The following is a 14,868-nucleotide window of genomic DNA, read 5'->3' as shown; positions in this document are numbered from 1 at the left end:
TATATGCACTATTAGCTCAGTTGGTAGAGCACCTGACTCTTAATCAGGGTGCCCCGGGTTCGAGTCCCTGATGGTGCACCAGTAAAGACTTCACAATGTGAAGTCTTTTTGCTTTATCTTTTTTTATTTGATAACATAGATGTGTAAAAAAGCTAAAGTGAGATATTTTAGCGTTTTTTTATTATGTAGATGAACCACTTCGTAGTAGAATTTATATTTTTAAATTCTCTCATCAGAACCCGTGAGAGTTTTAAAAATAGATTTCGGATTGAAGTTGTTCATCTTTAGATAAACTACTTTATATTAGAATTTATCCAAATAAACTATAAATAATTCTGCAATCTTATCTACAAATGCATATATATTATTCGAAGACAAAATAGATAAAATGGTTTAGACGTAAATATTGAGTATGTAGAGGAGAAGAAGAATATGAGAGAAAGAAAATATGTAAAGTTTAGAGTTGATATGTATGATGATACCAAATTTAAGATAATAGATAGAAAACCTGAAAGAGATGTTATTCATTATATATGGAATAGGATTGTAATGTTAGCTGGAAAGGTGAATATGGAAGGAAACTTATTTCTTTCAAAAAGTATACCATACACAATAGAGAGCTTATCAATAGAATTTAATAGAGATAGTGACCAAGTTAAACTAGCATTAGAAACATTTATCGAGTTAGAGATGGTTGAATTTATTGAAGATAAGATATATATGGTTAAGAATTTTGTAAAACATCAAAATATTAAGGTTAAAGATAAAGAAATATGTGAGGACCAAAATACAGAGATAAAGAATATTCATGGATTATTAGATGAAAACTTTGAAGCACCAGTTGATATTAATGATAATAAATCGAAAGAGGATAAGAAGCTTGACAGTTCTCTGAAAAGTACTACAAAGAATAATATAGATGATTTAGATGTGCCAAATAACAAGTGTATTGAAATCAATGAAAAAATGTGGGACAAAGCAAATAAAGATATCTCTAAGAAAGATCCTCCTATAATGCTAATAAGTAAAAAAAACACGAAAAGGAGAAGTGGTAAGAATAAAGAAATTTTGAGTTGTGATAATAAGTGTGGAGAAATCATATGCCAAGACATTATTGATGAAGATATGTGTGGTATAGTAGATGAAAATACATCTTTAAAACCTGGGATTAGTATTGCAGAATGGTCTTTTGTATAAACAATGTTTTATGTAGTTATGAAGAATGCTATATTTCAATCTTAAAACTATTTTCAAAACTCTATTGGATTATGAGACAAGAATTTGAAAATATAAACTTTGTATATCTATAAACTGAAACTAGCATAAATAATAAAATTTTAAGGCGCCAAATCAATTCATATATATATAGCTTATTGAATATAATTATTAGTAGTATTTATTTTCTGGAGTTAGTAATATGGATATAGATGAAGTCAAAGATAATTATAAAAAAGAAATTGATTTTGAAAATGTATCACAGGAATATCTGATTTCCTATTTGAGTGATATATATAATAGATGTTTATTAGATTTAGAGAAGTTAGAAAAAGATATAGAGTATGATTCGGAACAATTAAGTGATATAAAATTATTAGAAGAAAGAAGCACAAAAAGATACAAGGTTATAGATTCTAATAGAAGAAAACTATTGAAGAGAATAGAAGAGAGTAAAAAGAAATTAGATAAAGTTTATGGTATGATAAATAAAATTTAGAAATTATATTATAAAATTTATATTGACAAGCTTCAACATAACAAGTATAATATATAAGTGTTGAAAAGCTTTTGCTTTTAAAAATCTAGTGATGATGCGTCTAAGGGTTACACCCGTACCCATACCGAACACGAAGGTTAAGACTTAGACGGCTGATGGTACTGCATGGGCGACTGTGTGGGAGAGTAGGTGGTCGCTAGGTAATGTGCTCCATCAGTAATATGATGGAGCATTAACTTTATAAGAATAAAGTTTTGTTTAAGTTTGCTTAGCGTATTAATATAAAGAAACCACTATCAAAATATTTTAATATTTTGATGGTGGTTTTTTGCTTTTTTTATAGTAACAAATCATGATGGCTAAAGTCTTAATGAAATAGGAAGAAAAAGAGTATGTCATCTTCGTGGAAATTTGTAGAATTTTAATTAAAGTTAACAATAAAATACATAGATTATTTTAAATTAGAAATAATAACATTGATGTAAATAGGTCTATAGTTTTATTTATTGTATTATAAAAATTAGGAATACTAAGTGTGAGGACTATTTCTTATATTTATCAAAACAGTAGAATGTAATTAATTGTAGCATCAGTTCTTTTGTCAAAACTTTTTGAGCGTAACCCAAAAGTTATAAGTACCTTAATTTGATAGATATTGACTATCTGCGCTTTTATATCTATAGTGCAACGAAAGAATTGCCCTTCGTCATCTGAAAAGCCATAATCTATTCCTTGTAGTGCTGCAGCAACCTTAGATAATCTTATAGGGTAAGTATTAAAAGTTCTTGTTATTACTCTTCCGCCTGAAAGCTCTTCTTGAAATCTAACAGAATCAGTTATAATGTTCATCTAAATAATCACCTCCACATAATTATATGAATTAAATCATTCAATAATAATAGAAACAATATAAAGTGGCAGTTATGAGTGATATAATCAATAAAAATCATAAATGAGCACAAAAGCTATTTTTGCCAATAAAATCATGATTGTTTTTGAAATATTTTGCGCAAATAATATTGACTTTGTAAATGTTATCATATAAAATATAATCAAACAAGCAGATACAATCAAAAGTAATCAAGCTTTATGTCATTAGAAATAAAGAAGGTGTATAACTAGTTATGTTCGCTGAAGAAAGACAACAAAAAATACTCGATATGCTTAATTCAGAAAGTAGTATAAAGGTTATGGATATAGCGGTACTACTTAATGTATCCGAATCTACTATAAGAAGAGATTTACAAGAGCTAGAAGAAAAAAAGCTTCTTATGAGAACTCATGGTGGAGCTGTAGGTATAAACAATAGAACAAGCTTTGAACCATCCTTTACTGACAAACAAGATGAGAGAATTGATCAAAAACATAGTATTGCAGAAGTTGCAAGTGAGATGATTGAAGATGGTGACACTATAATACTTGATTCAGGTACAACGACTCTTGAAATAGCTAAAAGAATAAATGGAAGAGATATAACAGTAATAACAAATTCAATAGATATAGCAGCAGAACTTTCTGAAAAGGAAGGTATAGAGATAATAGTAACTGGAGGTAGTTTAAGACTTAATACTAGAGCTATGGTTGGTCATTTGACAGAAAGTGTTATTAAGAATTTCAGAGTGGACAAAGCGTTTATAGGTGCCAATGGAGTTTCTATAGAAGACGGTATAACAACACCTAATTTTATTGAAGCTCAGACAAAGAAATCAATGATTAATTATGCAAGTAAAGTAATCATAGTTGCAGATAGTAGTAAGTTTAATAATGTTTCATTTTCTGTAATATGTCCGGTAAAGGCGGTAAGTATGATTATAACTAGTAAAGATATTGATGAAGAAGTAATAAAACAATATGCAGAAATAGGCGTGGATATTATAACAGCTTAAGATTAAGGAGGTGAGCGAATGATAATAACAGTAACTCTTAACCCAGCCATGGATAAAACTCTTATAATAGACGATTTTAAACTAGGTACTGTTAATAGGACCTCAGATATAAGATATGATATAGGAGGAAAAGGAGTAAATGTATCTAAGGTATTAAAGAATTTTGGAATAGATTCCTTAGCTATAGGATTTCTTGGTGGAACATGGAAGGTAAGTTTTGAGCATGAACTAGATAAAAGAGGGATCAATCATCAATTTATAGATATTAATGCAAGCACTAGAACTAATACAAAAGTGGTAGATACTAAGAATAACATTTATACAGATATAAATGAAGCAGGACCTGAGATATCTAAAGCTGAATTGGATGAATTTATAGCATTATATACTGAAAAATGTTCAGAGGGAGATATTGTTGTATTGTCAGGTGGTATACCATCAAGTTTACCTAAGGATATATACGGAACACTGATAAGTATTGCAAAAAGTAAAGGAGCATTAACTATTCTTGATGCTGAAGGAGAATTACTTGCAAATGGGCTAAAAGAAAAACCTTTTGCAATAAAACCTAATAATCATGAATTATCATTATTGTTTAATGAAGAATTAGATAATGTTGAGAAAATAATTGAATCCTGTGACAAAATAAGAGAACAAGGCATTGATAATATATTGGTTTCAATGGGATCTGAAGGTGCAGTTTATATTACAAAAGAAAAAACATTCTTTGCTAAAGGAATTAAGGTTCCTGTAAGAAGTACAGTTGGTGCAGGAGACTCTATGGTTGCAGCTTTGGTTTATTCCATAGTAAATAAACTAGATGCAAAGAACACACTGATATTTGCGCAAGGCTGTGGAGCAGCTACAGTTACCTTAGAAGGTACAGAAGCGTGTAAGCTTGAGCAAGTAGAAAGTATGATACTGAAAGTAAAGGAAAATATTGAGGAGGTATAACAATGGCAACAAAGGATATGTTTACAGAAAAAAGAGTTTGTTTTGATATGAAAGCTAAGACAAAAATGGAGGCTTTGGATGAACTTATCGATATATTAGTGAAAGACGGAGTTATAAATGACAGCAAGGTATTTAAGGAAGCAGTACTTAAAAGAGAAGAAGAGTTTTCTACAGGTATAGGAATGGGAATAGCGATACCTCATGGAAAGAGTAATTCTGTAAATAAAGCTTCTATAGCATTCGGGAAAAGCAAGGCAGGAGTTGATTATGAATCAATGGATGAAAAGCCAGCACATTTATTCTTCTTAATAGCTGTTCCTGAAGAAGCAAATGATACTCATCTTAGAGCATTAAGTGAAATATCAAGAAAACTTATGCACTCAGATATTAGAGAGTCACTTATGAATTGTACTAGTTTTGATCAGTTTATAAAAGTATTCGAATAAAATAAAAAAATAGGGGGTATTTAGTATGAAATTAGTAGCAATAACATCTTGTCCAACCGGTATTGCACATACATACATGGCAGCGGAGGCTCTTCAAATGGCAGCTAAGGAATTAGGCCACGAGATAAAGGTTGAAACTCAAGGTTCTGTAGGTGCTGAAAATGTTATAACTCAAGAAGATTTAAGAAATGCAAGTGCTGTAATAATTGCAGCAGATACAAATGTAGACAAAAGCAGATTTGCAGGAATGCCTTTAGTTGAGGTTTCTGTAAAGGATGCTATCAAGGATCCAAAAGCACTTATTCAAAGAGCGTTAGCAGCTAAAGCTAGTGATGCTCCAAGAAAGGCTGAAGCTTCAGCAAATACTCAAGAAAAAGAAAATAGAAATGGACCATACAAGCACTTAATGAATGGTGTATCTTTCATGATACCATTCGTAGTAGCTGGGGGTATATTAATAGCATTATCATTTGCATTCGGAATAAAAGCATTTGAGGTTAAAGGATCTTTTGCAGAAGCACTATTTAGAATTGGTGCCAATGGCGCATTTAGTTTCTTAGTACCTATACTTGCTGGATATATTGCTTATTCAATAGCTGATAGACCTGGTTTAGTACCTGGTATGGTTGGTGGTTATTTAGCATCAAATATTGGTTCAGGTTTCTTAGGTGGATTAATTGCCGGTTTCCTTGCTGGTTATACAGTGTATTATTTAAAGAAGGTTATAAAACTACCAAAGTCTTTAGAAGGTTTAATGCCTGTACTTGTTTTACCTGTACTTTCAACACTTATAGTAGGACTAATAATGATTTATGTATTAGGTAACCCAGTTAAGGGAATTAATGATGCACTTACTGGATGGTTAAATAGTTTAAGTGGAACTAATGCTATATTACTTGGAACAATAATTGGATTAATGATGGCTTTCGATATGGGAGGTCCTTTAAATAAAGCAGCTTATACTTTCGGTGTAGCAACTATCTCTCAAGGCCAACCTTCTGCTATAATGGCAGCAGTAATGGCAGCTGGTATGGTTCCACCACTTGCAGTAGCAGTAGCAACAGTTTTAGGAAAGAATAAATTCACAACTCAAGAAAGAGAAGCGGGAAAAGCAGCTTGGGCTCTAGGTGCAGCATTTATAACAGAAGGTGCAATACCTTTCGCAGCAGCAGATCCATTAAGAGTAATACCTTCAATTATGGTAGGTTCAGCTCTAACAGGGGCACTATCAATGTTATTTAAGTGTACTCTTGCAGTACCTCATGGTGGATTATTCGTATTCTTTATACCAAATGCAGTAGGTAACGTATTAATGTATGTTCTATCTATATTAATCGGAGCAGTTGTAGGTGGAGTTATACTTTCAACAATTAAAAAGCCAGTGGCTTAATATAAAAAAATCCCTGCCAACATAATGGCAGGGATTTTTTTATATTAAGGCAGTTACTCTGATGGATTTATAGAAACTGTGCTCTTACCTGTACTTTGTGATTTTTCAATATGATTATCCAATCTTATAAATATAAAGGCACCAATTGCAAAAAGGACTATGAGGCTTAGCACTCCATATCTAGTATTATTAGTGGCAGAACCTATGATTCCCATAAGCAGTGGGCCGAATACTGATGATATTCTTCCAAATATATTGTATATTCCATAATACTCTGCAGAATTTTCTTTAGGTATAAGTTTTCCAAAGTATGATCTGCTTAGGGCTTGTATACCTCCTTGCGCGCTTCCTACAAGAATTGCAAGAATCCAAAAATCTAAAGTACTTTTTATAAATACTCCGTAGATTGATACAATACAATAGGTTATTATTCCAAATAAAATCATCTTTCCAGAAGAAAACTTCTTTGCTAACTTGCCATATATCATGGAGCAAGGGAAAGCTACAACTTGAAGAACCACTAATACTATCATCATCATATTAGTAGACATACCGATATCTAAACCGAATGCAGTTGCCATTGATATGATGGTATGTACACCATCTATATAGAAGAAGAAAGCTAAAAGAAATAAAAATATTTCTTTATTTTGCTTAACTTTTTTAAAAGTACTCCATAATTTTTTAAAGCTATTTTTTATATAATTAGGTTCAGGTTCTATAAAATAAACTTGTTTTACATTCTTAAGTATAGGGAGAGTAAATATAAACCACCAAATAGCTGTGATTAGAAATGATAACTCAGTAGCTAGAACAGTGGATATACCTATTCTACCTGCAAACATTATTAAGAGGATACATGCTAAAAATGGTATAGTTCCTCCGATATATCCCCAAGCAAAACCAAGTGATGATACATTGTCCATATTATCATTATCAGTTACATCGGTTATAAAGGAGTCATAAAAAACGCAGCTTCCAGAGAAGCCTATGACAGTAAGCGTGTAAATGATGAGGCAAGTAAGCCAGTTTCCTTCACCTACAAACATCAATAATGCAGTTGATATTATTCCGACTAGAGTAAACACTAAGAAGAAACGTTTTTTTCTAAACTTATAGTCTGCTATAGTTCCTAGAAGAGGAGCTATAATTGCTACTAGTAAGGTTGATATAGAATTTGCATATCCCCAGTATGCTGTAGAGGTAGGGCCGTCAAGTCCTTTTGCAGCAACTGTTTTGAAGAATACTGGTAAGATTGCAGTAGTTATAGTTATGGAGTAGGCAGAGTTGGCAAAATCATATAAAATCCAACTTTTTTCTTGTTTGGTCAAAATCAAACACTCCTTTTCTCATAAAATAAGTATCTATTTTAAGTATACTAGATTAGTGCGTAATTATCTTATAAATTTACAAATATTAACTCAAAATTTACCGTCATTTTATTGAACTACTTTTTGAACAATAAAAAGATGTACTTTTTTAATTCAAGTTTATCTTCAAAGTTGATCTTTTATAACTTCATGTAAAGAAATACTTTTGAATTTTAAAGCACATCTGTAATTTAAATAAGGATGTAGTTGCTATAAAGAGTTTCTTTATCGAAACTTAATTTATGCTTGTTTGAAAATCTCGGTTTCTGGGGATTTTCAGGCATGTATAAATTAATAGTTGAGTTAGGAACTCTATATTATATTTATATCTCTTAAGAATTTATCAACTCTTTTTTCATACTCTTCTGGATTACTAGTATAAGCCTGTGCATGGTCAGCACCTGGTGCTATATAAATATCTTTAAATCCACTTTTTAAAGAATATAGATCATGAGACATTTTAGTTGGTACATAATCATCTTTTTCACCATGTATAAATAATATAGGTGTATTTATCTTGCTTATTGTTTTTATAGGACTAACATCATTAAAGCTCCAGCCCTTTGTGATTTTTGTTGCTATACTTGCAAGAGGTATAAGAGGAAGTTGCTTTAATAGTTTAAAATCATTTTTAAGCCTATGTTTGAAAAGTTCAGTTGTATCAGAATAACCACAATCGTCTATACAAAATTTAACGCGTGGATCCATTGATATATATTGAAGTACTGTTCCTCCGCCCATTGACTCTCCATGTACTCCTATTATAGTTGAAGATCCAACTCTATCAATAACCCAATCTGTACATGTTTTTAAATCATGTTTTTCATAATAACCGAAAGAAGTATCATTTCCTCCACTAAGACCATGATTTCTATGATCATATATAAGTACAGCAAAACCTCTCTTTATAAATATATCCATATACTTCATAGATCCATACAAGCTCCATGTTATACCATGAGCAAAAATAATAACCTTTTTAGAATTATTATTAGGGAAAAAGAAACCATGAAGTTTATAACCAAAGGTTGATGGTATATATATTTCTTCTTTCTCTAGTTCATTAAGGATGTAATCTTTTATATTTCCAGCATCTAATTCAGCTGAAAGTGTGTCATCATATTTTTTTACAGTAGGGAGTACTACAATTCTAGAAAAATACATAGAAGTAACTACTGCAACTAGTAATAAGAGTATTATTAATAATAACAGAATTTTCATAATGACCTCCATTTTAATATATATTAGTAATTATACTTCTAGTGAAAATGATGAACAACAGATTTGATAATTAAAGTTTTCTGTAATTAAAGTATTAGTATTTAATTGTTAGAAATACTTGTTTTTTATAAAAGAATAAATAAAATAAAAGCCTTCCGAATGATCAGAAGGCTTTTGTTTTATTTAATATACCTATTTTCATAAGTAGAATTATCTTGAAAACAGAATTATTATTATAATTTGTTAGAGATATCATAACAATGAAAAAACACAAAAAAAATTTTTAAGGATCTGCAAAATAAAGTTAATACTTCAAATGCTGATTCTTAAAAATACTCTGCAAATGCAGAAAAATTTAACGTAAAATGAATAAAGGTTTGTTAAAGATTAAACATTCAATTTAATTTTAATTCAAAAAGAAATTATAATCAAGGGCAATTGCTAAATAATAGTGATCGTATAAAGTATTTTATAATTACTTTTTAATTTATTTTGAACCTTGAAAAATATCTTTTTTTATAAAGATAAGAAACCTTTTAATACTTTCAACATCTTGTTTTAAAGTTGTTTCTTCAGATGTTTGCCAAAATCCATTGTTATATATGCATAAAGCTAAAAAGAAGATTGCTAGGTTTATGTATATATCCTTTAAGTCTGCTATAAAAAGAGAACTTATGCCTATAAAATCTAAACTACCACCATAAAACACTTTATCTATTAATGAACATAGACATCCACTTAGTATAAAACAAAAGCTCATATCAGCCCAAAAGTCCTTATGTCCTTTATGAAGATAATATCTATAACTTTCAATAAAAATCAATATTGCTATTATATTTACTGTTATGAGAACTGAGAAGCTTAGACCAGTACCAAATCTAGCATTTAGCCATGAACCTGACGAATTAATTATTGGATTAAAGCTTAAGAAATTATCTATTAAAAAAAAGCTTTTGTCAAAGTACCAGTTTTTTATAATATACTTTATTCCTTGATCTAAGATAAATGTGGAAGTAAATACAATCCATAGACTAGACTTTGATAATCCTTTAGAAAATCTTTTTCCTAAGTAATATATTAAAAAGCCAACTATAGCGAAGAGTATCGTAGGTAAAAGGTTCATTATTATATCATATTGTGAATGAATCCTACCTGTTATAAACTCAAACGCAAAATATATTATCCACATAATAGGTAGAATGCCCACAGTTAATAATCGAGATTTATTCATTGATAGTTCCTCCTAGAATTTAAGTTAAAATTGTATTTATATTATATTGCAAGTTATCGTTTCATAAATTGATTTTATCATCTATTTAGATTTATGTTCAACTAATAGTTAGAAAATATAAGTAATTTCGATTAATTATATTTTCTATGTGTTTTTGAAGCTAGTTTTATTTGCTTTTTTTATTATAAGAATGGATTAGTTTTGTAAAGAATTTATAAATTGATATTTGGGTTAATAAATTAATTGGAAGTTTTAAGTTGCAATTCATGTTAACAATTACATGATATTTTAAGAAAATTTATAAATATACATATCTTTGAATAAAGTATAAAAAAGTTAATTATTATTTACGTATTTTATAAATGTATAGCTTTTTACATGAACATCTCATAAAAATACAAGTTTAGACAAAAAAATACATGTTTTTTATTGAAATAAATTACATACTTTGGTAAAATACAAAAGGATTAAAAAAAATATTAAAACGTAGTTTAAAAATACTAATGATTAAAACACATCTATTTTACTAAATTTGTCTATAAAAGACCGCATGTTAAATACATCTTGATTTACTCCGATAAATTATTTACTGATTTTCACTTAAGAGTTTTATATTTATAACGATGAAAATACTGAGGCATGTTTGTAAAAGAATTAAACTTAGGACCTATTTACAGATAAGAGGAAGAAGGCATACATTGATATACATATGTATATCAAATCATTAAATTCCTCTCCAGATTGGTTAAGCAATCTAAAATAGAATATTGTTTTCTAAATAGAAATCTATATCATGTCTGGTATTTGCAATTTTGATAAGGGAAGGGATTTGATGAGATATACAATAACAAAGAAGGTTAGATCATTTGCTATATTATTAGTGATTACTACAGTAGTTTTTTTAGGCACAATATATTTTGTTAATGCTAATAGGATAGTAAGGCAATCATTTGAAGAGCGAAGTATGCTTCTTATGAATACTGTAGATTTTTCTGTTAATAATTTTACAAAACAGCAGGAGCATATAATTGATCAAATTGAAAAATCAAACTTAATAGATAAAAATATATCATTTTCAGATAAAGAGCATATGCAGAATGATTTAGATGGTATATCTGAAACCTATGGAAGTGTGCTAAATATATACCTTGCATATGATGATGGAAGCTGTGTTATTAGCCCAAGGACAGATACTGCTCTTGGCAACTTAAGTGAAAGAGACTGGTATACTGCCGCTGTTAAAGGAAATACAAATGTATGGAGCGATGCTTATACAGATAAGGTAACAGGAAAAACAGTAATAACTGTATCTAAAGCTTTATACAAAAATGGAAAACTCATAGGTGTACTTGGAATTGATTTTGCTATGGATTCACTTGTTGATTATATATCAAATATAAAATTAGGCGATACAGGTCATATTATGTTATTAGATTCAAAGTATAAAATAATGGCCGGTTATGATAATGAACAAGTAGGGACTTATATAAAAAGTGAAGAGTTAACTAAAACAATTCTATCTGGAAGTAAAAAATTAATAACATTAGAGTATAATGGTGAGAAAAAATATTGTTTCTACAGTAAATCGCTAAGAACCAATTGGATAATAGTTGGAATGATAGATGAAAAAGAAATGAATAAGTATTCTAAGGATATATTAGAGATAACTATACTATCTTCTTTGCTTATATCTATATTAGCTATTTTTTTAGGTGGTCGTGTTACTAAAAGTATAACTAAAAATTTGAAGATACTTGCTGAAGATATAGAACATATAGGTGCAGATGACTTGAAGCTAAGGTTTGATGAGGGAGCTAAGGATGAGGTTGCAATTATAGCTTCACATATTAATAATATCTTAGACAAGTTAAGCTGTATTATTGATTCTTCTAGTGATGCTATATGGGAATATGATATAGATAAGGATAAACTAACACTGTCAGAAAAGTTTAGTTCAATATCAGGATATAATACTGATAATAAAAGATATACCCTTCAATCTTTAATAGAATTGATACATCCAGACGACTATGGAAAAGCATGTGATAGTTTTACCTCCTTAATTAAAGGACATGAATCTACATTTGAAAGTGAATTTAGGATTAGGAAGATAGATGGAGAATATATATGGTTAAGTGTGAAATCCAAGCCGGCAAGCAAAAATAATAAAAGAAATTCTAAAATATGTGGATCCATTACGGATATAACTTTAAAAAAGTTATATGAAGAGGATATTTTTAATTTAGCGTATTATGATCAACTTACTAAACTTCCAAATAAGATATATTTTCAAAAGGAATTAGCTAAAGAAATAGAAAGTTTGCAAGAAAACAATCTAAATGCAATAGTAGTACTTATAGATGTAGATAATTTTAAAAACATTAATGATACATTAGGTCATAGGATTGGTGATTTATTACTTATAGAAATAGCTAAACTCCTAAGCGATTTAAATAAAGATAATACAATTGTTGCAAGAATAGGTGGAGATGAGTTTCTGTTGCTTATGAAGGATGTAAGTAAATATGAAAATATAGAGCATTTGGTTAATGAAATACAAACTGGATTAAAAAGCAACTTTTATATAGAGGGAAAATGCATAACTGTTTCTTCTAGTGCAGGAATAGTAGAATTCCCTAAGAATGGTAATAATGTAGAAGATATAATAAGAAATGCTGATATAGCGATGTATGGAGCTAAAGAAAGCGGAAAAAACAAAGCTCTGTTATTTGATAATAATATGTTTGAAAGCTTTAACAGAAAAATTGCAATAGAGCAAGGTTTAAGTGATATAAATTATGATAATGAATTAGAAGTGTACTATCAAGCTCAGATGGATTTGGAACAACACAAATTAAGAGGTCTTGAAGCGCTTTTAAGATGGAATTCACCGGTATTAGGAAGAGTATCTCCAGCAGAATTTATCCCTATCGCTGAAGAAACTGGAAGTATAGTACCTATAGGAGAATGGCTTATATATAAGGTTTTTAAGAGTGCTAATGAATTGCGAATGAAAAATATAGGGTATAATGTGATTTCTATAAATATTTCTGCAGTACAACTATTAGATAAAAACTTTTTAGCTACAGTGCAAAAGGCTTTAGAAGAGACTAGAATAGATTCTAGTCAAGTAGAATTTGAAATAACTGAGACTGCTATAATTAATAATATTGAATATAGTAATGAAATTCTCAACAATTTAAGAAAATTAGGCTTTAAGATTGTGTTAGATGATTTTGGTACTGGGTATTCTTCCTTAAGTTATTTAAAGATGCTTCCTATCGAGGTGTTAAAAATAGATAAGTCATTTATTGATGATATTAACTCTACACATAACAATAGGGCTTTGCTTGATGGAATAATAAAACTTGCTCATGATTTAAGGATGGAAGTTATAGCTGAAGGTGTTGAAGAAGATGAGCAACTTAGATTTCTTGAAGAAATTAGTTGTGATGTAGTACAAGGTTATTATTTTAGTAAGCCAGTACCATATGAAGTGGTTGAAGAAGAATATAGAAGGCTTCTAAAATTCAAGTCAACTAAATAACTCCTTAATGATAAAAAGAGTTCTAATTTGAATTTAGGATTCTTTTTGTTTTAAGGAATTATTAAATCTTAGCTTAGTTTTATGTATAGTTGCAGCTATGTATAAAAAGAAAAAATTGTACTAAATTATAAAGGTGGGGTTAAAGAATAAATTTATGTATACAATTTAGTTATACTTGTGTGTAATTTATAGGTATAATAATTAATAGAAGGGTTAATTTTTGGGTTAAATGTAATAGAATTTATAACTTAATGATAAGAAAGAGGGTATATAGGATGTTAACCATATTTGCTGTTTCAGATTCTATAGGAGAAACTGCGGAACAAGTTGCTATAGCAGCGGCGAGTCAGTTTAAGGATAAGGCAGAGGTAAAGAGGATTCCGTATGTTAAATCATTTGAAGATGTTGAAGAATTAATAAAAAACATAGATACATGTACATCTTGCATGGTAGTATCAACTATAATAACTGTTAATGTAAGAGAATTTTTAACTGAAAAATGTATAGAAAAAAATATAAATATAATAAATGTATTGGGGCCAATAATAAATGTAGCTTCCACAATATTGAATACCCATCCTGATTATAATCCGGGGGCTATGTGGAAAACTGATGAAATGTACTTTAAGAGAATAGAAGCCATGGAATTCGCTATGCAATATGATGATTCGAAAGATTATAGAGGTCTTAAGAATGCTGATGTAGTTTTAATTGGATTATCCAGAACTTCTAAGACTCCTTTATGTATGTATCTAGCAAATAAGGGGATAAAAGCTATAAATATTCCTCTTGTTCCAGAAGTAGGAGTTCCAGATGAATTATATCAAATAGATAAGAAGAAGGTATTTGGGTTAACTATCAATCCACTTCAGCTAATCGAAATTAGGAAAAGAAGATTAGATAAATTTCATAGAATTTCTTCTGAGATTGAATATGCTAGTGATTCAAGAATATTAGAAGAATTTGATTTCGCTGATAAGATTATAAGAAAGCTAGGATGTAAAACTATTGATGTTACTCAAAGAGCTATTGAAGATACGGCTCTAATAATAATGGAGTCTATTGGGCAGGGTAAATAGAATATAAGTGTAATTTAAGGTGGTATATCC

Annotated in this window: 12 protein-coding genes, 1 tRNA gene and 1 rRNA gene; 10 read left to right on the top strand and 4 right to left on the bottom strand. The window is 29.5% G+C overall.

Annotated elements, in window-relative coordinates; genetic code table 11:
* Positions 1-5 precede the first annotated feature (5 nt).
* The 4 genes from bsdtw1_RS23125 (at position 6) to rrf (ending at position 1,916) form a co-directional block, all read left to right on the top strand.
* Positions 6-81 (top strand) — tRNA-Lys (locus tag bsdtw1_RS23125).
* Positions 82-432: 351 nt separating this feature from the next.
* Complete coding sequence (locus tag bsdtw1_RS23120) at positions 433-1,197, top strand: phage replisome organizer N-terminal domain-containing protein (protein ID WP_183280012.1); 765 nt, start codon at positions 433-435, stop codon at positions 1,195-1,197.
* A 220-nt stretch (positions 1,198-1,417) separates the two neighbouring features.
* Complete coding sequence (locus tag bsdtw1_RS23115) at positions 1,418-1,714, top strand: hypothetical protein (protein WP_183280011.1); 297 nt, start codon at positions 1,418-1,420, stop codon at positions 1,712-1,714.
* Positions 1,715-1,798: 84 nt separating this feature from the next.
* A 5S ribosomal RNA gene (gene rrf / locus bsdtw1_RS23110) occupies positions 1,799-1,916 on the top strand.
* A gap of 356 nt (positions 1,917-2,272) precedes the next feature.
* Here rrf and bsdtw1_RS23105 read toward each other — a convergent pair.
* Positions 2,273-2,563, bottom strand: coding sequence for a hypothetical protein (locus bsdtw1_RS23105; RefSeq protein WP_183280010.1), 291 nt, complete (start codon positions 2,561-2,563; stop codon positions 2,273-2,275).
* Positions 2,564-2,838: 275 nt separating this feature from the next.
* Here bsdtw1_RS23105 and bsdtw1_RS23100 point away from each other — a divergent pair, with 275 nt between their 5' ends.
* From bsdtw1_RS23100 to bsdtw1_RS23085, 4 genes are read left to right on the top strand one after another with little or no spacing between them, the layout of a single operon-like run.
* Entirely contained in the window at positions 2,839-3,600 is a 762-nt protein-coding gene (locus bsdtw1_RS23100) for a DeoR/GlpR family DNA-binding transcription regulator (protein WP_183280009.1), read from the top strand.
* A gap of 18 nt (positions 3,601-3,618) precedes the next feature.
* Positions 3,619-4,554, top strand: a complete 936-nt coding sequence (pfkB, locus tag bsdtw1_RS23095; protein ID WP_183280008.1) for a 1-phosphofructokinase — start codon at positions 3,619-3,621, stop codon at positions 4,552-4,554.
* A gap of 2 nt (positions 4,555-4,556) precedes the next feature.
* A complete protein-coding gene (locus bsdtw1_RS23090; RefSeq protein ID WP_183280007.1) occupies positions 4,557-5,000 on the top strand; it encodes a PTS sugar transporter subunit IIA in 444 nt (147 codons plus the stop codon).
* A 25-nt stretch (positions 5,001-5,025) separates the two neighbouring features.
* The gene (locus bsdtw1_RS23085; protein ID WP_183280006.1) at positions 5,026-6,390 is read left to right on the top strand and encodes a PTS fructose transporter subunit IIC; all 1,365 of its coding nucleotides are present in this window, start codon (positions 5,026-5,028) and stop codon (positions 6,388-6,390) included.
* Positions 6,391-6,443: 53 nt separating this feature from the next.
* Here the strand turns inward: bsdtw1_RS23085 and bsdtw1_RS23080 are convergent, their stop codons facing one another.
* The 3 genes from bsdtw1_RS23080 to bsdtw1_RS23070 form a co-directional block, all read right to left on the bottom strand.
* Positions 6,444-7,721 carry an MFS transporter gene (locus tag bsdtw1_RS23080; protein ID WP_183280005.1) on the bottom strand — a complete coding sequence of 426 codons (1,278 nt, stop codon included), beginning with the start codon at positions 7,719-7,721 and terminating at the stop codon, positions 6,444-6,446.
* Positions 7,722-8,072: 351 nt separating this feature from the next.
* The gene (locus bsdtw1_RS23075) at positions 8,073-8,981 is read right to left on the bottom strand and encodes an alpha/beta hydrolase (protein WP_183280004.1); all 909 of its coding nucleotides are present in this window, start codon (positions 8,979-8,981) and stop codon (positions 8,073-8,075) included.
* Between the two features lie 487 nt (positions 8,982-9,468).
* Positions 9,469-10,212, bottom strand: coding sequence for a signal peptidase II (locus bsdtw1_RS23070; protein WP_183280003.1), 744 nt, complete (start codon positions 10,210-10,212; stop codon positions 9,469-9,471).
* Positions 10,213-11,044: 832 nt separating this feature from the next.
* Here bsdtw1_RS23070 and bsdtw1_RS23065 point away from each other — a divergent pair.
* Together bsdtw1_RS23065 and bsdtw1_RS23060 are read left to right on the top strand one after the other, a co-directional pair.
* Positions 11,045-13,759 carry an EAL domain-containing protein gene (locus bsdtw1_RS23065; RefSeq protein ID WP_183280002.1) on the top strand — a complete coding sequence of 905 codons (2,715 nt, stop codon included), beginning with the start codon at positions 11,045-11,047 and terminating at the stop codon, positions 13,757-13,759.
* Between the two features lie 275 nt (positions 13,760-14,034).
* Complete coding sequence (locus tag bsdtw1_RS23060; protein WP_183280001.1) at positions 14,035-14,838, top strand: pyruvate, water dikinase regulatory protein; 804 nt, start codon at positions 14,035-14,037, stop codon at positions 14,836-14,838.
* Positions 14,839-14,868: the final 30 nt, after the last annotated feature.

The sequence above is a fragment of the Clostridium fungisolvens genome, from assembly GCF_014193895.1.
Taxonomy (GTDB): Bacteria; Bacillota; Clostridia; order Clostridiales; family Clostridiaceae; genus Clostridium_AR; species Clostridium_AR fungisolvens.
Note: the sequence above shows the minus strand (reverse complement) of the source record. Positions and strands in the feature narration are given on the sequence as shown.